18 protein-coding genes and 1 pseudogene are annotated in these 17,281 nt (G+C 72.8%); 14 read left to right on the top strand and 5 right to left on the bottom strand.

All coding sequences use genetic code 11. The annotated features are described in order from the left end of the window. Window positions 1-39: 39 nt before the first annotated feature. Together AC5L3C_RS35570 and AC5L3C_RS35565 are read right to left on the bottom strand one after the other, a co-directional pair. A complete protein-coding gene (locus AC5L3C_RS35570; protein ID WP_125509607.1) occupies window positions 40-855 on the bottom strand; it encodes an SAM-dependent methyltransferase in 816 nt (271 codons plus the stop codon). Between the two features lie 81 nt (window positions 856-936). After that, window positions 937-1,812 (bottom strand): Sco1979 family transcriptional regulator, encoded by an 876-nt coding sequence (locus AC5L3C_RS35565; RefSeq protein ID WP_493653199.1) that lies wholly within the window; start codon window positions 1,810-1,812, stop codon window positions 937-939. A gap of 422 nt (window positions 1,813-2,234) precedes the next feature. Here AC5L3C_RS35565 and AC5L3C_RS35560 point away from each other — a divergent pair, with 422 nt between their 5' ends. Both AC5L3C_RS35560 and AC5L3C_RS35555 read left to right on the top strand, forming a co-directional pair. Further along, window positions 2,235-2,654: an ATP-binding protein gene (locus AC5L3C_RS35560; protein ID WP_493654165.1), complete on the top strand. Its 420-nt coding sequence runs from the start codon at window positions 2,235-2,237 to the stop codon at window positions 2,652-2,654. Between the two features lie 95 nt (window positions 2,655-2,749). Beyond that, window positions 2,750-3,579: pseudogene (locus AC5L3C_RS35555) on the top strand (pentapeptide repeat-containing protein). 30 nt (window positions 3,580-3,609) lie between these two features. Here AC5L3C_RS35555 and AC5L3C_RS35550 read toward each other — a convergent pair. Further along, on the bottom strand, window positions 3,610-4,023 hold the full coding sequence (locus AC5L3C_RS35550) for an SRPBCC family protein (protein WP_493653198.1): 414 nt from the start codon (window positions 4,021-4,023) through the stop codon (window positions 3,610-3,612). Window positions 4,024-4,284: 261 nt separating this feature from the next. Here AC5L3C_RS35550 and AC5L3C_RS35545 point away from each other — a divergent pair, with 261 nt between their 5' ends. Continuing rightward, entirely contained in the window at window positions 4,285-4,923 is a 639-nt protein-coding gene (locus AC5L3C_RS35545) for a lysophospholipid acyltransferase family protein (protein WP_493653197.1), read from the top strand. Between the two features lie 404 nt (window positions 4,924-5,327). Here AC5L3C_RS35545 and AC5L3C_RS35540 read toward each other — a convergent pair whose 3' ends face one another. Continuing rightward, window positions 5,328-5,783, bottom strand: coding sequence for a DNA-binding protein (locus tag AC5L3C_RS35540; protein WP_493653196.1), 456 nt, complete (start codon window positions 5,781-5,783; stop codon window positions 5,328-5,330). 137 nt (window positions 5,784-5,920) lie between these two features. On the opposite strand from AC5L3C_RS35540, the gene AC5L3C_RS35535 reads away from it, so the two are divergent. Together AC5L3C_RS35535 and AC5L3C_RS35530 are read left to right on the top strand one after the other, a co-directional pair. Further along, on the top strand, window positions 5,921-6,355 hold the full coding sequence (locus AC5L3C_RS35535; protein WP_493653195.1) for an SRPBCC family protein: 435 nt from the start codon (window positions 5,921-5,923) through the stop codon (window positions 6,353-6,355). 84 nt (window positions 6,356-6,439) lie between these two features. Then, window positions 6,440-7,918: a glutamate-cysteine ligase family protein gene (locus AC5L3C_RS35530; protein WP_493653194.1), complete on the top strand. Its 1,479-nt coding sequence runs from the start codon at window positions 6,440-6,442 to the stop codon at window positions 7,916-7,918. 18 nt (window positions 7,919-7,936) lie between these two features. Here the strand turns inward: AC5L3C_RS35530 and AC5L3C_RS35525 are convergent, their stop codons facing one another. Next, complete coding sequence (locus AC5L3C_RS35525; protein ID WP_493653193.1) at window positions 7,937-8,323, bottom strand: hypothetical protein; 387 nt, start codon at window positions 8,321-8,323, stop codon at window positions 7,937-7,939. Window positions 8,324-8,585: 262 nt separating this feature from the next. On the opposite strand from AC5L3C_RS35525, the gene AC5L3C_RS35520 reads away from it, so the two are divergent. The 9 genes from AC5L3C_RS35520 to AC5L3C_RS35480 all read left to right on the top strand — a co-directional run bounded on the left by AC5L3C_RS35520 (window position 8,586) and on the right by AC5L3C_RS35480 (window position 17,244). Further along, window positions 8,586-10,292, top strand: coding sequence for a hydrogenase maturation protein (locus tag AC5L3C_RS35520; RefSeq protein WP_493653192.1), 1,707 nt, complete (start codon window positions 8,586-8,588; stop codon window positions 10,290-10,292). Between the two features lie 56 nt (window positions 10,293-10,348). After that, window positions 10,349-11,437: an NADH-quinone oxidoreductase subunit B family protein gene (locus AC5L3C_RS35515; RefSeq protein WP_493653191.1), complete on the top strand. Its 1,089-nt coding sequence runs from the start codon at window positions 10,349-10,351 to the stop codon at window positions 11,435-11,437. 72 nt (window positions 11,438-11,509) lie between these two features. Further along, the gene (locus AC5L3C_RS35510) at window positions 11,510-13,291 is read left to right on the top strand and encodes a nickel-dependent hydrogenase large subunit (protein ID WP_125509583.1); all 1,782 of its coding nucleotides are present in this window, start codon (window positions 11,510-11,512) and stop codon (window positions 13,289-13,291) included. After that, window positions 13,288-13,872: a NifU-related iron-sulfur-binding protein gene (locus AC5L3C_RS35505; protein WP_493653190.1), complete on the top strand. Its 585-nt coding sequence runs from the start codon at window positions 13,288-13,290 to the stop codon at window positions 13,870-13,872. The genes AC5L3C_RS35510 and AC5L3C_RS35505 overlap by 4 nt, the downstream gene beginning before the upstream one ends. Further along, complete coding sequence (locus AC5L3C_RS35500; RefSeq protein WP_493653189.1) at window positions 13,869-14,510, top strand: DUF5947 family protein; 642 nt, start codon at window positions 13,869-13,871, stop codon at window positions 14,508-14,510. The genes AC5L3C_RS35505 and AC5L3C_RS35500 overlap by 4 nt, the downstream gene beginning before the upstream one ends. Continuing rightward, entirely contained in the window at window positions 14,507-15,145 is a 639-nt protein-coding gene (locus AC5L3C_RS35495; RefSeq protein WP_493653188.1) for a DUF6084 family protein, read from the top strand. The genes AC5L3C_RS35500 and AC5L3C_RS35495 overlap by 4 nt, the downstream gene beginning before the upstream one ends. Beyond that, window positions 15,142-16,551 (top strand): hypothetical protein, encoded by a 1,410-nt coding sequence (locus tag AC5L3C_RS35490; RefSeq protein ID WP_493653187.1) that lies wholly within the window; start codon window positions 15,142-15,144, stop codon window positions 16,549-16,551. Before AC5L3C_RS35495 ends, AC5L3C_RS35490 begins: the two co-directional genes overlap by 4 nt. Then, the gene (locus tag AC5L3C_RS35485; RefSeq protein WP_493653186.1) at window positions 16,548-17,111 is read left to right on the top strand and encodes a hydrogenase maturation protease; all 564 of its coding nucleotides are present in this window, start codon (window positions 16,548-16,550) and stop codon (window positions 17,109-17,111) included. Before AC5L3C_RS35490 ends, AC5L3C_RS35485 begins: the two co-directional genes overlap by 4 nt. Window positions 17,112-17,127: 16 nt before the next feature. Beyond that, window positions 17,128-17,244 (top strand): DUF6893 family small protein, encoded by a 117-nt coding sequence (locus tag AC5L3C_RS35480; RefSeq protein ID WP_493653185.1) that lies wholly within the window; start codon window positions 17,128-17,130, stop codon window positions 17,242-17,244. Window positions 17,245-17,281: the final 37 nt, after the last annotated feature.

The raw sequence follows: 17,281 nt of genomic DNA, 5'->3' as shown, positions 1-17,281 counted from the left end.
CGGGCCCGGGGCCCGGTGCGGGGGCCCCGGCACGGGGTGCTACGGCTTGCGGGCGACCGCTCCGTACATCGCGATGTCCTCGTCCCGGATGCCCTGCTCGCCGGTGCCGTCCGGGTGCCACTTGTGCACCTGGACGATGCCCGGTTCGACCAGCTCCAGGCCCTCGAAGAACTCGTGGGCCTCGTCGATGGTGCGCAGCCGCATCGGCATGTCGCGGGCGGCGTACTCGCGGGCCACCCGGCCCACCTCCTCGGGGGCGAACTCCGCCGTACCGATCGTCATCGCGAGATGGCTGCCCGACGGGAGCGGTTCGAGGAGCCGGCGGACGATGCCGACGGCGTCGTCCTCGTCGAGGACGAAGTGGACGATGGCGATGACCGTCAGCGCCACCGGCCGGTCCAGGTCGAGGGTCTCGCGCAGTTCCGGTGCGTCCAGGATGCTCGCCGGGTCGCGGAAGTCGGCCTCGATGTACGACGTCCTGCCCTCCGGCGTGCTGGACAGGAGCCCCTGGGAGAGGGTGAGCACGATGGGGTCGTTGTCGACGTAGACCACGCGCGCCCCGGGATCCACCGACTGGGCGATCTCATGCAGGTTCGGGGAGGTGGGAATGCCGGTGCCGATGTCCAGGAACTGGCGCATCCCCGCTTCCTCGACGAGCCAGCGCACCGCCCGGTTCATCCAGTCGCGGTTGGCCCGCATGTGGACGGGGAGCGCCGGCCACTCCTGGGCCATCGCGTCGCCGGCCTCCTGGTCGGCCGGGTAGTAGTCCTTGCCGCCGAGTATGTAGTCGTAGATCCGCGCGGAGTGCGCGTGTTCGGTGTCGATGCGGTCGGCCGACCATCCGTTCTCGGGCACCTTCGGTCTCCTTCGTGCGTCGGGGGGCTGCGTCGGGGGCGGGTGGTGTCCGGGGGCTTTCCTGGTGGAACTCCCCCTGGTTCAGAGGTCCTTGCGGATCCGTTCGAGAACGGCCTCGGTTCTGCGCACGGGTGTCGCCTGGGCACTCACCCGGTCCAGGGCCTCCCGGTAGACCACGACGTCGGCGGCCTTGTCGAGGTAGACGGCGCCGACCAGGCCGTCGAGGTAGACGACGTCGGGGAGTTCACGTGCCCGGAACCGGAAGAGCTGGAAGGCTCCGGCCCGCACGGCCGGGTGCGGACCGTTGGAGAACGGCATGATCTGCAGCGTCACCTGAGGCAGGCGCTGGATCTCGATGAGGTGCTCGATCTGGGCGCGCATCACGTCCGCTCCGCCGACCGGCCAGCGGAGCACCGTCTCGTCCATCACGACCCACACCCGTGGGGGTGCCTCGCGCCGCAGCAGCTCCTGCCGGCGCATCCGCAGGGCGATCCGGCGCTCGGTCGCCTCGGCCGGGGCGTGCGGGTTGCCGGCGTTCAGCAGGGCGCGGGCGTAGGCCTCGGTCTGCAGCAGCCCGTGCACGATCTGGCTCTCGTAGGCGCGGATCTGACGGGCCGCCTGTTCCAGGCTGAGGTAGGCGGCGAACCAGTCCGGCATGACATCGCGGTAGGTGTGCCACCACCCGCGCTTGTTCGCCTCGCGGACCGACTTCAGGAAGGTGTCGATCTCCTGCTGGTCCGTCACCCCGTAGACGCGGAGCAGCTTCTCGGCGTCCGCGAGTCTGAGCCGGGCGACCTTGGCGGCTTCCATCCGGCGGATCGTGGAGTGGCTGACCCCGATGGCCGCGCCCGCCTCCTCGTAGGTGAGACCGGCCTTGACGCGCAGCTCCTCCAGTTGTCTGCCGAGAATCATGCGCAGGACGGAAGGGGCACCGCCCCAGTCGGTCTCCGCGGTCACGCCGTGCCCCCTCACATCGGTGTTCCGGGCTCACCGTCTCACGCGCTCGCTCGCCTCGGACACAGTCGATCTGGCGTTGCCGGGAGCAGCATGCCCGCAGCCGGATGCAATTTTCAACTTGTCGGTTGCGGGCCGCCGTTGACGGTGCCAGAGTGTTCGCACCGTCCCCACGGATCCGTACCGCCGCACGAAACGGCCGGTCGTCCCCCGGCCAAGGTGAGACGGGTACCCCCCGCGCGAAGGCAGACGAAAGGCCCACGGAGATGGCTCGGCTCCCCTTACCCAGGCCGCTGCAACACGCCAGGAACGACCTCTCCCCCAGATCACCCGGAGGCGGGCAATCGGCTCCACTCCCCCAGCCGGACGGCCCCGGCCGTCTCGCCTCCGGGCCCCACGCCGTTCGTGAGACCCGCGCGTTCGACCTGCCGACGACCCCCGCGTCGGTGCGCACCGCCCGGCACGGTGTGCGTGAGCTGCTGACCGCGCGGGGCGTCGGTGACGACGACTGCGACAACGCTGTCATCGTGACCTCGGAACTGGTCACCAACGCGCTGACCCACTCGGCCGGGGACCGGATGGTGTTCCGGCTGGTGCTGACGCCGGACGTGATCCGCATCGAGGTCGAGGACCAGGCCCGCAGCCCCGAACTGCCGGTGCTCCGGCGGCCGGGCCCGGACGACCAGAACGGCCGTGGGCTGCTGCTGGTCGACGCGCTCAGCAGCGACTGGGCGGTCACCCGCGTCCCCGGCCGGCCCGAACGCACGGTCTGGGCCGAACTGCCCCGGCGGGCCGCCGCACCGGAGTTGCCGTCGCCGCACGACGGAGGTCCGGGCACGGGTTGACCGTGTGTGCGGCCGGCGGGGGCCGGTCTGCGAGTATGGGCCGGTCCCGGAGCGCCGCGGTGTGCAGTGCTCACCGCACGACTGGAGCACGCACGGTGTCGTCACAGCACGAAGCCCCCGCCTCCCCGTGGGACCGCGCGGACCTGCGGGCCGACTGCTCCTCCTGCTTCGGGCTGTGCTGCGTGGCGCTGCCCTTCGTCCGGTCCGCCGACTTCGCCGCGGACAAGCCCGCCGGGCGGCCGTGCTCGAACCTGCGGACCGACTTCCGCTGCGGCATCCACGAGCGGCTGCGCGACGAGGGGTACCCCGGCTGCACCGTCTTCGACTGCTTCGGCGGCAGAAGGTCTCCCAGGTCACCTTCGGCGGCACCGACTGGGGGCGGGCGCCCGGGACGGCGCACCGCATGTTCGAGGTCTTCCCCGTCATGCGGCAGCTGCACGAGCTCCTCCGGTACGTCACCGAGGCACTCGCCCTGCCGGCGGCCCGGCCGGTTCACGAGGAGCTGCGGCGGGCGCTGGCCCGGATCGACGGGCTGACCCGCGGCAGCGCGGAGTCGCTCGCCGGGCTGGATGTGAACGCGCTGCGCGGCGAGGTCAATGTGCCGCTGCTGCGGGCGAGCGAGCTGGCCCGGGCCCGTCTGCCCGGCCGCAGGAAGAACCACCGCGGCGCCGATCTCGTCGGCGCGAGACTGTCCGGCGCCGACCTGAGGGGCGCGAGCCTGCGTGGTGCCCTGCTGGTCGCCGCGGATCTCAGCGGCGCGGACCTGCGGGAGGCCGACCTGATCGGCGCCGATCTGCGGGACGCCGACCTCCGCGGAGCCGACCTGACCGGGGCCCTCTTCCTCACCCAGGCGCAGGTGAACGCCGCCAGGGGCGACACGGCCACCGTGCTGCCGCCCGCGCTGAGCCGTCCCGCGCACTGGTAGCGGCCCGCGCGACGGTTCGTACCCGGGCGGTCAGCCGGCCGCGGTGTCGACGCGCAGCCGTACCTGGTCCTCCAGGCGCCGCAGGCTCGAGTCAAGGGCGTCGCGCACCCGTTGCCCGCCCGGGTCGTGACTGTCGTCGGAGAAGGAGAGATGCACGGTGACCTCGCTCGCTCCGCCGCCGGTGGCGTCGACCTGCAGCCAGCCCGTGTAGCAGCCCTGGTCACGCGTGCCCCATTCGAGCCGCATCCGGTCGGGCTCGGCGCGCAGCAGGGCGTCGGTGTCCTCGTCGCGGAGGTCCTCGTGCACGGTGACGGCCGGCGGTTCGTCGGCGTGCACATGAAGCTCCTCGGGCAGCCACTCGCCCATCTGGTCGACGTTCGCCGCCTGGTCGAAGACATGCTCGGGCTGAGCGGGCATCGTGCGTGAACGCTCGTACTCGGTCATGGCGGGTACCGCCTTTCGGATCGGACGGCGCGGGAGCGGGCGCCTCGGGCGGCGGCGGGGTCCGCGCGTGGACGTGGCGAGTACCCAGCCCTCGGTCGGGCGATACGCCGCACGGCCCCCGGCACGCGGACGCCACGCGGACCGTCCCTCCCTGCGGCCGGGTACCCGGAACACGTGAGACCGGGTACCCGTACTCAGGCGCGGCGCCGATGCGCGCGCGAGGCTGAGCGGCGAGGTTTCCGTCTGCCGGAAGGACGTCCCGTGCTCAGTCGTGCCGCCGCTGTCCTGCTGCCCGTGTTCGGGCGGCTCACCGTCACCCTCGAAGCCGACGAGCCCTTCGCCGCGGGCAGCCTCTTCGTCGCCAACCACGACTCGGTGGCCGATCCAGCCGTCGTACTGGCCGCGCTGCGCGCCGTGGGTGTGGCGCCGGCCGTCATGGCGACGGCGGGTCTGTGGCGCGTGCCGGTGCTGGGGCGCGCCCTGGCCGCGGGTGGTCACATCCCGGTGCGACGGAGGACCGCCCGTGCGGCGGACGCACTCGCTGCCGCGGCGGAGGCGGTGCGGTCGGGACGTCATGTGCTCATCTACGCGGAGGGCGGCCTCCCCGCGCGCCGCGACGCGGCACCGGCCCCGCCCCGCCCCTTCCGCACCGGTCTGGCACGGCTCTCGGCAGCGACCGGCGCACCGGTCGTTCCGGTGGGCCAGGCGGGCGCCCGGCGGCTCGCCTCCGGTCCGGTCCCCAAGCAGCTGGCCGGGGTGCTCACCGGGCCGGTGCGCCGTCCGCGGTTCCACGTCCACGTCGGCCGTCCGGTGCACCTGCCGTCCGGGACGGCGGCAGGTACGACGGTGGCCCACCGGGCGGTCGGCGCGGCCTGGCGGCGGGCCGCGCTCGCCGTGTGATGAGGCGCGCACGGTCACAGGCGGCGGTGCCCCGCGCGGGGCGGCGCAAGGGCGCACTCGTGCCGGGCTTGTCGGCCCGGTTCGCATCGGAACCGGGCCGGAACCCGGCGACGGCCGCGTCCGGTCCGCCGTCCCCGGCCGTGCCGCTAGCCGGCCTTGGCCGAGGAGGCCGGGCCGGCCCGACCCGCCGCACCACGGCCGTCCCGCGGAGCGGAGATCCCGGGCCGCCCGTCGTGTGGAGCATGCCGCAGGGGCCCTGGCCGTGTCTCGCCAGGTGCCACGTCTGCGGCGTGATCCGAACGGCGTGCCCCAGGCATCGGCCGCCGGCCGCGGCGCCCGCCCGAGCCGCCGGCCCGTGCATGGCGGACCCGGCCGGAGAGTCGCCCGGCGGGCGCACGGTGCTGTCAGTCCGCCTCGGCGTCCACGCGCTCGGACAGGCGCTCGTAGCGTTGCCGGGCCGCCTGGGGGCTGCCCAGCCCGAGGCCGAAGGCGATCTCCGGCCAGGTCATGCCCCGTCCCCGCGCCATCCGCAGCAGCCCCGCTTCCAGCTCCTCCATCTCGGCACGGGCGCGCGGCATGAGGCTCAGCGCTGCCGTGATGTCCGCGCGGTCCACCTCGGGTTCGCCGTCCTCGAGCACGGCCACGCCGCTGAGCAGGAACGACACCAGCCGAACCGCCTCGTGCGGGCTGATCACACCGGGGTGGGACTGCCGCCGGCGCTGGGCGTCGGTGGCCGCATGCCGCTCGGCGATGCGGAACAGCGACGCGTGTGCCCGCTGCGCGCGGGCCGCGTCGGAACTCGGGGGTGTGAAGGGGTCGGTGGGGTCTTCATCGGTGGGGGCTTCAGGGGTCTGTGCCATGACACCGAGCCTCACCTATGAACACTTTGTTGTCAACAAAATACACCCGTCCCGCGCCGATGACTTTCCGCGCCCGCGCCCGTCTACAGATGCGACCGGCCCGCCGGGGGCCGGCACACCGGACGAAGGACCGCATGATGAGTTACGGCACCGACTTCTCGTACACCCTGTCCCGCACCCTGGACGCCACGACGGGCCGCGTGTGGCAGGCCTGGACCACCCCCGACCAGTACGCCCGGTGGGCCTACGCCGCCCCCGGCACCGTCGAGATGGACGTGCGCCCAGGCGGTGCCTGGAAGGCCGTCATGGTCACCCCGGACGGCAGCCGGTTCCCCCTGACCGGCTCCTACCTGGACGTCGACGAGAACCGCCTGCTGGTGGTCGGGATGGACGTCCCCGGGAAGCCCGCGCCCTCGGTGATGGCCGTCGAGCTCGCCGAGGACGGACCGCGGACGCGGATCGTGCTCCGCCAGGCGTGCGACACGGTGGAGGAACGCGACATGGCCGAGGAGGGCAGCACCATGCTCCTCGACAGCCTGACCGCCTTCCTCGCCGACGGCGCCGCGGGCTGAACGGCTTCGCGTGGTCGGAGTCGTCCGCCGGTGCGACGCTTGGGTGGACAGGTTCCGAGGACCACAGCCCCTGGAGGGAGACCGATGGGACGCGACGTCCCGGCGCTCACCTTCACCCGCGAGGATCGCCGCCGTTACCGGACAAAGATGCAGGAGTGCCTCGATGCGCTGGCGCAGATGCTGCGCGAGTCGCGCTTCGAGGCCGAGCGGCCCCAGGTGGGGCTGGAGATCGAACTGAACCTGGTGGACGACCGGGCCGAGCCGGCGATGCGCAACACCGATGTGCTGGAGGCCGTCGCGGACCCGGCCTGGGACACCGAGCTGGGCCGGTTCAACCTCGAGATCAACATAGCGCCCCGCCGGCTCACGGCGGGCGGCCCCGACGCCTGGGAGTCGGAGATCCGCGCGGCGCTGAACCACGCGGAGCAGCGCGCCGCGTCCGTCGGCACCCATCTGATCATGACGGGCATCCTGCCCACCCTGCGGCAGGAGGACGTCGGTGAGGGGGCGCTGTCCGAGAACCCCCGCTACCGGCTGCTCAACGACCAGATCTTCGCCGCGCGCGGCGAGGACCTGCACATCGAGGTGACCGGCATCGACCGGCTGCGCACCTATGCGGACACCATCACACCGGAGGCCGCGTGCACCAGCACGCAGTTCCACCTCCAGGTGTCCCCGGAACAGTTCGCCGACTACTGGAACGCGGCGCAGGCCGTCGCCGGGGTCCAGGCCGCGCTCGCGGCCAACTCGCCCTTCCTCTTCGGCAAGGAGCTGTGGCACGAGACGCGCATCCCGCTGTTCGAGCAGGCCACCGACACCCGCCCGCAGGAGATCAAGGCGCAGGGCGTACGGCCCCGGGTGTGGTTCGGCGAACGCTGGATCACCAGCGTCTTCGACCTCTTCGAGGAGAACCTGCGCTACTTCCCGGCGCTGCTCCCGCTCTGCGACGACCAGGACCCGGCCGAGACCCTCGCCCGCGGCGACATCCCGGAGCTGGGCGAGTTGACCCTGCACAACGGCACCATCTACCGCTGGAACCGGCCGGTGTACGCCGTGGCGCACGACAAACCGCACGTGCGGGTGGAGAACCGGGTGCTGCCCGGCGGCCCGACCGTCGCGGACACCCTCGCCAACGGCGCCTTCTACTACGGGCTCACCCGGGCCCTGGTGGAGGAGGAACGGCCGGTGTGGTCACGGATGTCCTTCTCGGCCGCCGAGGACAACCTGAGGACGGCGGCGCGCTATGGCATCGACGCGCGGCTGTACTGGCCCGGGATGGGCGAGGTGCCGGCCGCCGAGCTGGTGCTGCGCCGGCTGCTGCCGCTGGCGCACCGGGGCCTCGAACTCTCCGGGATGGACGAGGCCTGGCGGGAACCGCTGCTCGGCATCATCGAGCAGCGGTGTGTGACGGGCCGCAACGGGGCGGTGTGGCAGAAGGAGATGTTCCATCACATCGACGACAGCGCGCACTGCGGCCGCCATGAGGCACTGCGCCGGATGACGCAGCAGTACATCGAGTACATGCACCTCAACGCCCCGGTGCACACCTGGCCCGTGGAGTGACCCGGCCGGTGGCGCCCGTCAGCGCGGCCGGGGCCCGTTCCCGGAGTCGTCCGGGTCGACCCCGGTGAAGGCGGAGTCGTCCTTGGTGCCGCTGGGGCGCGCGGACCGGCCCCGGCGTCCCGTGCTCCGCCTGCCCTCCTCGTCGCGCTCCGCGTACTTCTCGCCCCGCTGCGCGTCGCTGCGGGCGACATCGCCGGGGACGGACGTGCGTTCCTCCTCGGCGTGCTCGCGGCCCGCTCCGCGTGAGGGCGCGTGCTCCTCCGGGTGGAAGGAGCGGCGGGCGCTGGGGTTCTCCTCCTGACGCGTCCCGTCGACGTCGGGCGACCAGCCGTGGTGTCCGGTCCCCTGACGGCGACCGGGCCCGTCGTCCCGCGACGGCTTCGGCGACTCGCGCTCATCGGGCATGTGTCGGCCCACCTGTCCGCTCGTAGGGAGCACATTCCTCAGTGCCCCGACAGAAAAATCCTCCCACTCATCCTCTTCCATGGCATATCGGATGAAGTGCGGGGCCCTCTACCACCTGTCCGCCTCGCATGTGGTCGCAGGCGTCACCCGCACGGGTGATGAGTGGGATTCGTGTCGACGCTCGCGGTGCCTCATGCCCGACCATCGCAGACAGCCGGGCCGCCTCCCCCGACGGCCTCAGCACCCCGGAAAGGCTGTCGCCATGCGCATCCTGCTCATCGCCAGTGCCTACAACAGCCTCACCCAGCGGGTCCACGCGGAGCTGCGGGGACGCGGGCACGCGGTGGCCGTCGAGGTGACCCCCACCGGCGGTGACGTGGTCCGCGCCGTGGACCGGCACGATCCCGCGCTGGTCGTGGCGCCGATGCTGAAGGCGGTCATCCCCCGGGAGGTGTGGACGGCCCGGACGTGTCTGATCGTGCACCCCGGACCCGTCGGCGACCGGGGCCCGTCCTCCCTCGACTGGGCGATCCACGAGGACGCCACCACGTGGGGCGTCACCGTGCTGCAGGCCGAGGAGGAGATGGACGCGGGGCCCGTGTGGGCCACGGCGGCGTTCCCCGTGGCCCGGACCGGCAAGAGCGACCTGTACCGGGGCGAGGTGTCCGACGCCGCCGTGGACGCCGTCCTGACCGCCGTCGAACGGTTCGCCTCCGGCCGCCACTCCCCTGCCGGTCAGAGCACCCTGCCGGTCGTGCCGGGCGCCCGCACCCGCCCGCCGATGCGACAGGCGGCCCGGCGCATCGCGTGGGCGGACGACCCGACCGGGACCGTGCTGCGCAAGCTGCGCGCCGCCGACTCCCAGCCCGGAGTCCTGGACGAACTGCTCGACGGAGAATGGTTCCTGCACGGTGGTCATCCCGAGTACCGGCTGCGCGGACGCCCCGGTGAACTGCTGGCGACCCGGGCGGGCGCGGTCTGCCGCGCCACCGCCGACGGCGCGGTGTGGCTCCCCGAACTGCGGGCCCGTACCGGTCCCGGCGCGCCGCGCGCCTGCAAACTGCCCGCCGTGCTCGCCCTGGGCGACCGGCTGCCGCGCCTGCCGCGGCTGTCCACGCCGCCGCTGTGCCCTGCCGGGGACGGCGCCCCCTGGTCGGACATCCGCTACCGGGAGGACGGCCCGGTGGGGATGCTCTGGTTCTCCTTCCCCGGCGGCGCGATGTCCACCGGCCACTGCCGGCGGCTGCTCCGGGCCTACCGGGCGGCCTGCGAGCGGCCCACGTCCGTGCTGGTCCTCGGGGGCGGCCGGGACTTCTTCTCCAACGGCATCCACCTGAACGTCATCGAGGCGGCGGCGGACCCGGCGCTGGAGTCCTGGTCCAATATCAACGCCATGAACGACCTCGTCGAGGCCGTCCTGACCACCACCGACCGGCTCGTCGTCGCCGCGGTCGGCGGCAACGCGGCCGCCGGGGGCGTCATGCTGGCGCTCGCCGCGGACGAGGTGTGGTGCCGTTCCGGCTCGGTGCTCAACCCGCACTACCGCCTCATGGGCCTGTACGGCTCCGAGTACTGGACGTACAGCCTGCCGCGGCGGGTGGGCGCCGCGACGGCGGAGCGGCTCATGCGGGAGGCGCTCCCGGTCGGGGCCGGGCAGGCCCGGGACATCGGGCTGGCCGACCGGGTGATCGAGTGCGCTCCGGCCGGTTTCTCCGCCGAGGTCACCCGGCTGGCGCAGCGCCTGGCCGGCTCCTCCCCGGCGCACTCACGGCTCGTCGCGAAGAAGGCCGAGAGCGAGCGCCGGGAGGCCGTCACCCCTCTGGCGGCGGTCCGCGAGCGGGAACTCGCGCGCATGCACAGGATCTTCTTCGACCCCACCGCGCCCTACCACGCGCTCCGCAGGGCCTTCTGCCGCAAGGAACCGCCGGCCGTCCCGCCTGCGGTTCCGGCCGGTGTGGCCGACGCTTGAGCCACGGACACGGGCCGAGACATCGGCATCGCCGCATTCCTCCCCGGGAGGCCCCGATGAACGCAGCACCCCCGGCCGCCGACGCCGGACCGGAGACGTCCGGTGCCGTCGGCACGGACGACCAGCCGATCCACATCCTCTGGATCAACGCCGGCCTGAGTTGCGACGGCGACTCGGTCGCCCTGACCGCCGCCATGCAGCCCAGCATCGAGGAGATCGCGCTCGGCGCTCTGCCGGGCCTGCCGAAGATCGCCGTGCACTGGCCGCTCATCGACTTCGAGTGCGGACCGGTCGGGGGCGCGGACACGTTCATCGAGTGGTTCTTCAAGGGCGAGCGCGGCGAGATCGATCCCTTCGTCCTCGTGATCGAGGGGTCCGTCCCGAACGAGAAGATCAAGAAGGAGGGCTACTGGTGCGGCTTCGGGGACGACCCGGAGACCGGTCAGCCCATCACCACCAGCGAGTGGATCGACCGGCTCGCGCCCAAGGCCCTCGCCGTCGTGGCCATCGGCACCTGTGCCACCTACGGCGGCATCCACGCCATGGCGGGGAACCCGACCGGCGCCATGGGCGTGCCGGACTACCTGGGCTGGGACTGGAAGTCGAAGGCCGGCATCCCCATCGTCTGCGTCCCCGGCTGCCCCATCCAGCCGGACAACTTCGCGGAGACCCTCACCTATCTGCTCTACCAGGCCGCGGGTTCCGCGCCGATGATCCCCCTGGACGACAAGCTCCGCCCCACGTGGCTGTTCGGGGCCACCGTGCACGAGGGGTGCGACCGGGCCGGCTACTACGAGCAGGGCCAGTTCGCCCTGTCGTACGACTCGCCGCAGTGCCTGGTGAAGATCGGCTGCTGGGGTCCCGTGGTGAAGTGCAACGTCCCCAAGCGCGGCTGGATGAACGGCATCGGCGGCTGTCCCAACGTCGGCGGCATCTGCATCGCCTGCACCATGCCCGGCTTCCCCGACAAGTTCATGCCGTTCATGGACGAGCCTCCCGGCGCGAAGATCTCCACCACCGCGAGCGGCGCCTACGGGAGCGTGGTGCGCAGGCTGCGGACCATGACGACGCGGACGGTGGACAAGGAGCCCAAGTGGCGGCACACCGGCCGGAAACTCACCACCGGCTACCGGCCGCCCTGGTGACCGACGCGCCGCGCCCCGCTGTTCCGCCGACTCCCTCACCGACCCGAACGACCGAAGGGCAGCACCGACACAATGGCGACCTCGACGACGACCGGTGACGGCACCGGCCTGGTGGAGATGGCATGGGACCCGATCACCCGGATCGTGGGCAGCCTCGGCATCCACACGAAGATCGACTTCAAGCAGAAGCGGGTCGCCGAGTGCTACAGCACCTCGTCCGTCTTCCGCGGCTACAGCCTGTTCATGCGGGGCAAGGACCCGCGCGACGCACACTTCATCACCAGCCGCATCTGCGGCATCTGCGGCGACAACCACGCCACCTGCTCGGTGTACGCGCAGAACATGGCGTACGGCGTCAAGCCGCCGCACCTCGGCGAGTGGATCATCAACTGCGGTGAGGCCGCGGAGTTCATGTTCGACCACAACATCTTCCAGGAGAACCTGGTGGGGGTCGACTACTGCGAGAAGATGGTCCGCGAGACCAACCCGGGCGTCCTCGAACGCGCCGAGCGCACCGAGGCGCCGCACGCCGCCGACCACGGCTACCGCACCATCGCCGACATCATGCGCTCGCTCAACCCGCTGGAGGGCGAGTTCTACCGGGAAGCGCTCCAGGTCAGCCGGTACACGCGGGAGATGTTCTGTCTGATGGAAGGCCGCCATGTGCACCCCTCCACGCTGTACCCGGGCGGTGTCGGGACCATCGCGTCGGTGCAGCTCTTCACGGACTACATGACCCGTCTCATGCGGTACTGCGAGTTCATGAAGCGGGTCGTCCCGCTCCACGACGACCTGTTCGACTTCTTCTACGAGGCCCTGCCCGGCTACGAGGAGGTCGGCCGCCGCCGCGTCCTGCTGGGCTGCTGGGGCGCGTTCAACGATCCCGAGTACTGCGACTTCACCTACGCCAACATGAGCGACTGGGGCCGGCGCATGCTCGTCACCCCGGGTGTGGTGGTGGACGGCAAACTGGTCACCAACGACCTCACCGACATCAACCTCGGCATCCGCATCCTGCTGGGCAGCGCGTACTACGAGGACTGGGAGGGCCAGGAGCGCTTCGTCACCCACGACCCGCTCGGCAACCCCGTCGACCCGCGCCACCCCTGGAACCAGCACACCATCCCGGCGCCCCAGAAGCGGAACTTCGACGACAAGTACAGCTGGGTGATGTCCCCGCGCTGGTTCGACGGCAAGGACCACCTGCCGCTCGACACCGGCGGCGGTCCGATCGCCCGCCTGTGGTCCACCGCGCTGTCCGGCCTCGTCGACATCGGGTACGTCAAGGCGACCGGGCACAGCGTCGTCATCAACCTGCCGCGCACCCTCACCAAGCCGGAGACCACCTTCGAGTGGAAGATCCCGAAGTGGTCCAACGCCCTGGAGCGCAACCGCGCCCGCACCTACTTCCAGGCGTACGCCGCCGCCGTCGCCCTGCACAGCGCGGAGAAGGGCCTGGAGGAGGTGCGCGCCGGACGCACCCAGACCTGGGAGAAGTTCGAGGTGCCGGACGAGTCGATCGGTGTCGGCTTCACCGAGGCGGTGCGCGGGGTGCTGTCGCACCACATGGTCATCCGGGACGGGAAGATCGCCAACTACCACCCCTACCCGCCGACCCCGTGGAACGCCTCCACGCGTGACACCTACGGCACCCCGGGCCCGTACGAGGACGCGGTGCAGAACACGCCGATCTTCGAGGAGAACCCTCCGGAGAACTTCAAGGGCATCGACATCATGCGCGCCGTACGCAGCTTCGACCCGTGTCTGCCGTGCGGTGTGCACATGTACGTCGGCGACGGCCGGACGGTGGAGTCGATGCACGTGCCCACCGGCCTGAGCGGTCTGGCCGGATGAGCGGCGCGCAGGGCACCCCGGACGCGGAGAAGGCCGGACGGCGGGTCGAGGAGGTCCTCGACCGGCTCGCCGCCTCGGGCGACCGCGCGGCGTGCGGCGCCGCCGAGGAACTGGTGCGCGTCCTCATGGAGTTCTACGGCGGCGGATTCGCGCGGGCCATGGATTTGCTCGGCCGCCACCCGGAGCGGCCGGCCCGCGAGGCCGTCGACGCCCTGCTCCGCGACGAGCTCGTCGCGGGCCTGCTGGTGCTGCACGGGCTGCATCCGCACGACGCGCCGACCCGCATCGCCCACGCCCTCGCCGCCCTCCCGCAGCAGGTGGAGAGCACCGGATTCGACGCGGCCACGGGCGAGCTGCGGCTGCGGACGGCGGGCTCGGGGGGCTGCGGCTGCGGCGGCTCCCGGGACGCGCTCGAAGGGACGGTCCGGGACACGCTGGCCTCCTACGCCCCCGAGGTGACGGCGGTGACCTGGGAGGCGGACGCGGTGTCCGGGCCGGTGCTGCTCCAGATCGGGGCGGGGCCGCCCGGCTCCTCCTCGCCGGGGCCGGACGGCCGTTCAGCGGCCACCTCGGCGCCGTGAGCGCACGCCGGCCCCCGGCGGGCAGGGGCCTGTTCCGGTTCACCGCGCCCCGGCCACCCCGCGACGAACGCTGCGAGCTGTGCTCGGCGGCGCTGCCGGACCCCGGTCACCGGCATCTCGTCGACACCGAGAACCGGTCCCTGGCCTGTGCCTGCGACCCCTGTGCCCGGCTGCTGGACGTCTCGGGCGCGTCCACCGGCCGGTTCCGCGCGGTTCCTGGCCGGTGCCTGAGCGACCCCGGGCACGGCATCGACGAGGCGTCCTGGGAGCGGCTGCGCATCCCCGTCGGCGTCGCCTTCTTCTTCCACAACTCCGCCCTCGGCCGGCCGGTCGCGCTCTATCCGAGCCCGGCCGGCGCCACCGAGAGCGAACTGGATCCGGAGACCTGGGAGTTGGTCCAGGCCGCCACCCCGCTGGCCGGGCTCCTCGAACCGGACGTGGAGGCGCTGCTGCTGCGCCGTCACGAGGGACGGGTGGAGTGCCACCTGGTGCCGATCGACATCTGCTACGAACTGGTGGGCCGTATGCGACTGCGCTGGCGGGGCTTCGACGGCGGTGCGCGGGCACGTGCCGACCTGGAGGAGTTCTTCGGCCATGTGCGCGACCGGGCCGGTGACGTCGGAGGGGGGCCGTCGTGACCGAGTTCGGCTTCGCCTGCGCCGGAGTGCGCGCCGACCCGTACGCCGCGGGTCCGGCGCTGGTCTTCCGGCTGCGGGTCACCGCGTCCCCGGGGGCGCGGGTGCACGCGCTGGCGCTGCGCTGCCAGATCCGGATCGAGCCGGCCCGCCGGGGCTACGACGACACCGAGGCCGCCGCGCTGGCGGATCTGTTCGGGGACCGGTCCCGCTGGGGCAGCACCCTCAACCCCATGGAGTTCGCCCAGGTCCCGGTGATGGTCGGGGGGTTCACCGGAGAGACGGAGACCGATCTGGTGGTGCCCTGCACCTACGACATGGACATCGCCTCGTCCCGCTACTTCCACGCTTTGGACGACGGGGAGGTGCCGCTGCGGATGCTGTTCTCGGGCACCGCGTTCACAGGGGCCGGCGGGTTCCGGGTCGAGCCCGTGCCCTGGGACAGGGAGGCGGTGTTCCGGATGCCGGTGCGCACCTGGCGCGAGATGGTCGACCGGCACTTCCCGGGCTCGGGCTGGATCCGGCTGCCCAGGGACGCGATGGACGCGCTGCTCGCCTACCGGTCCCGGCGCGCGCTGCCCTCGTGGCAGGCCACCGTCGACGAACTGCTGGACGCCGCGGGCGGGAGGACGCGATGACCACGACGACGTTCGCCGCCCCGGCCGAGGCCCGCCTGGCGGTGGCCCGGCACGTCGCCGACGCCGTGCTGTTCGAGGGGTACGTGCTCTACCCGTACCGGGCGTCGGCCGCCAAGAACCGGCTGCGCTGGCAGTTCGGGGTGCTGGTGCCTCCGGCGTGGGCCGCGACGGCCGCGGAGCACGAGTTCCAGCACACCGAGCTGCTGATGGAACCGCGCCGGGACGCCGTCCTCTGCGTGGAGGTGCGCTTCCTGCACGCCCGGCGGCGCACCGTGCAGCGGGCCCTGCCGGACGGCTCCTTCGAGACGGTCGGCGAACTGCGCCTGGCGGACCGGGTGATCGTCCCGTGGGACGAGGGCCAGGAGGAGCGGGTCCGTGTCACCGTGCCCGTGGCGGAGCTGTCGGAGTCCGGCACCGTCGTCCCGTTCGGCCGGCCGGCCGGTGAGGAGACCGAACCGGTCACGGACACCGACGGGACGGTCGTGGGGCGGCTGGTCCGGCGTCACGAGGCGGTGTCGGGCGTGGTGCGCCTTTCGGCGACCCCGCTGGACGGCCCGTACACCACGCAGCGGCTCGGTGTGGTGGTCGAGAACACCGGCGAGTGGCTGCCCGAGGAGGGCGCCGGCCGTGACGCGGCCCTGTCCCGTTCCCTGGTCGCCACGCACACACTGCTGCATCTGGACGCCGGCGGCTTCCTGTCGCTGACGGACCCTCCGGAGTGGGCCCGGGGCGCCGCCGCGGCCTGCCGCAATCTGCACACCTGGCCCGTGCCGGCCGGGGAGCCCGGCTCACGCGACCTGGTGCTCTCCTCCCCGATCATCCTGGAGGACCATCCGGCCATCGCCCCGGAGAGTCCGGGCGCCCTGTACGACGCCACGGAGATCGACGAGATCCTCGCCCTGCGCACCGCGGCCCTCACCGACGAGGAGAAGCGCGAGGCGCGGGGGACGGACGAGAGGGCCGCGGCGGTGATCGACCTCACCGACTCGATGCCGGCGGAGGTGCTGGAGCGGCTGCACGGCGCGGTCCGCGGGCTGCGCGAGGTCACCGCGCCCGCCCCGCCGGTGTGCCATGACGCCGAAGGGGGCACGGCCCGGCCGGACACCCCCTGGTGGGATCCGGGCGCGGACGCCTCGGTGGACCCGGCCCACGACCACGTCCTGGTCGACGGACGCAAGGTGCGGGCCGGCAGCCGCGTCGTGCTGCGGCCCCGGCTGCGGCACACCGACGCCCAGGACCTGTTCCTCGCCGGGCGGCGCGCCGTGGTGGAGGCGGTTCTCCACGACGTCGACGGGGGCGTGCACATCGCGGTCGTCGTCGAGGACGACCCGGGCGCCGACATCCGCCGCGAACAGGGCCGTTACCTCTACTTCCAGCCCGACGAGATCGACGTGGAGGTGCCGTGACCGACGCCGGCACCGCTCCGCGCACCCTGGTCGCCGGGGTGGGCAACATCTTCCTCGGCGACGACGGCTTCGGCGTCGAGGCCGCCCGCGCCCTGGCCGCACGGCCGCTGCCGGAGGACGTCGAGGTCGCCGACATCGGCATCCGCGGCGTCCACCTGGCCTACCGGCTCCTCGACGGGTACGACACGCTCGTCGTGCTGGACGCGACGGCGCGGGGCGGACCGCCGGGCACCCTGTACGTGATCGACGCGGCGGAGCCCGCCGGCGGACCGCCGCCGGACGGTGTTCCCCTGGACGGCCACCGCATGTCGCCCGACGCCGTGTTCGCCCTGCTCGGCACCCTGTGCGCGGGCACCGGCGCGGCACCGCCGCGCCGTTCGCTGGTCGTGGGCTGCGAGCCCGCCGTCCTGGAGGAGGGCATCGGTCTCAGCCCGCGGGTCGCCGCCGCGGTGCCCGAGGCGGCGCGTCTGGTCCTCGGACTGATCCGGGAGCCGGACGGCGACGCGGCCGTGACCCGGCCCGACGGCACCCCCCTTCCCTCCCTTCGGAGAGCACCGTGAGCATTCGGAGAGCACCATGACCAAACGCCTCGTCGGCGGTCTCGCCGCCGTCCTCGCCCTGTCCGCACTGGTGGCCGTCACCGTGAACCTCTGGCCGGACGTACGGCGTTACCTGCGCATGCGCAGTATGTGAGGCCCGCCGAACGGGCTACGGCCCCGGCGTGCCGGGC

It is taken from the genome of Streptomyces speibonae (assembly GCF_984686075.1).
The sequence above is the reverse complement of the archived record's forward strand: the minus strand, read 5'-3'. Positions and strand labels throughout refer to the sequence as shown.

What these genes read in the sequence shown, in the direction of transcription:
- AC5L3C_RS35540 (WP_493653196.1), bottom strand. Translation starts at nt 5,783, where the DNA reads ATGGCACAGACCCCTGAAGCCCCCACCGATGAAGACCCCACCGACCCC.
- AC5L3C_RS35510 (WP_125509583.1), top strand. Translation starts at nt 11,510, where the DNA reads ATGGCGACCTCGACGACGACCGGTGACGGCACCGGCCTGGTGGAGATG.
- AC5L3C_RS35505 (WP_493653190.1), top strand. Translation starts at nt 13,288, where the DNA reads ATGAGCGGCGCGCAGGGCACCCCGGACGCGGAGAAGGCCGGACGGCGG.
- AC5L3C_RS35530 (WP_493653194.1), top strand. Translation starts at nt 6,440, where the DNA reads ATGGGACGCGACGTCCCGGCGCTCACCTTCACCCGCGAGGATCGCCGC.
- AC5L3C_RS35490 (WP_493653187.1), top strand. Translation starts at nt 15,142, where the DNA reads ATGACCACGACGACGTTCGCCGCCCCGGCCGAGGCCCGCCTGGCGGTG.
- AC5L3C_RS35525 (WP_493653193.1), bottom strand. Translation starts at nt 8,323, where the DNA reads ATGCCCGATGAGCGCGAGTCGCCGAAGCCGTCGCGGGACGACGGGCCC.
- AC5L3C_RS35535 (WP_493653195.1), top strand. Translation starts at nt 5,921, where the DNA reads ATGAGTTACGGCACCGACTTCTCGTACACCCTGTCCCGCACCCTGGAC.
- AC5L3C_RS35520 (WP_493653192.1), top strand. Translation starts at nt 8,586, where the DNA reads ATGCGCATCCTGCTCATCGCCAGTGCCTACAACAGCCTCACCCAGCGG.
- AC5L3C_RS35480 (WP_493653185.1), top strand. Translation starts at nt 17,128, where the DNA reads ATGACCAAACGCCTCGTCGGCGGTCTCGCCGCCGTCCTCGCCCTGTCC.
- AC5L3C_RS35550 (WP_493653198.1), bottom strand. Translation starts at nt 4,023, where the DNA reads ATGACCGAGTACGAGCGTTCACGCACGATGCCCGCTCAGCCCGAGCAT.
- AC5L3C_RS35515 (WP_493653191.1), top strand. Translation starts at nt 10,349, where the DNA reads ATGAACGCAGCACCCCCGGCCGCCGACGCCGGACCGGAGACGTCCGGT.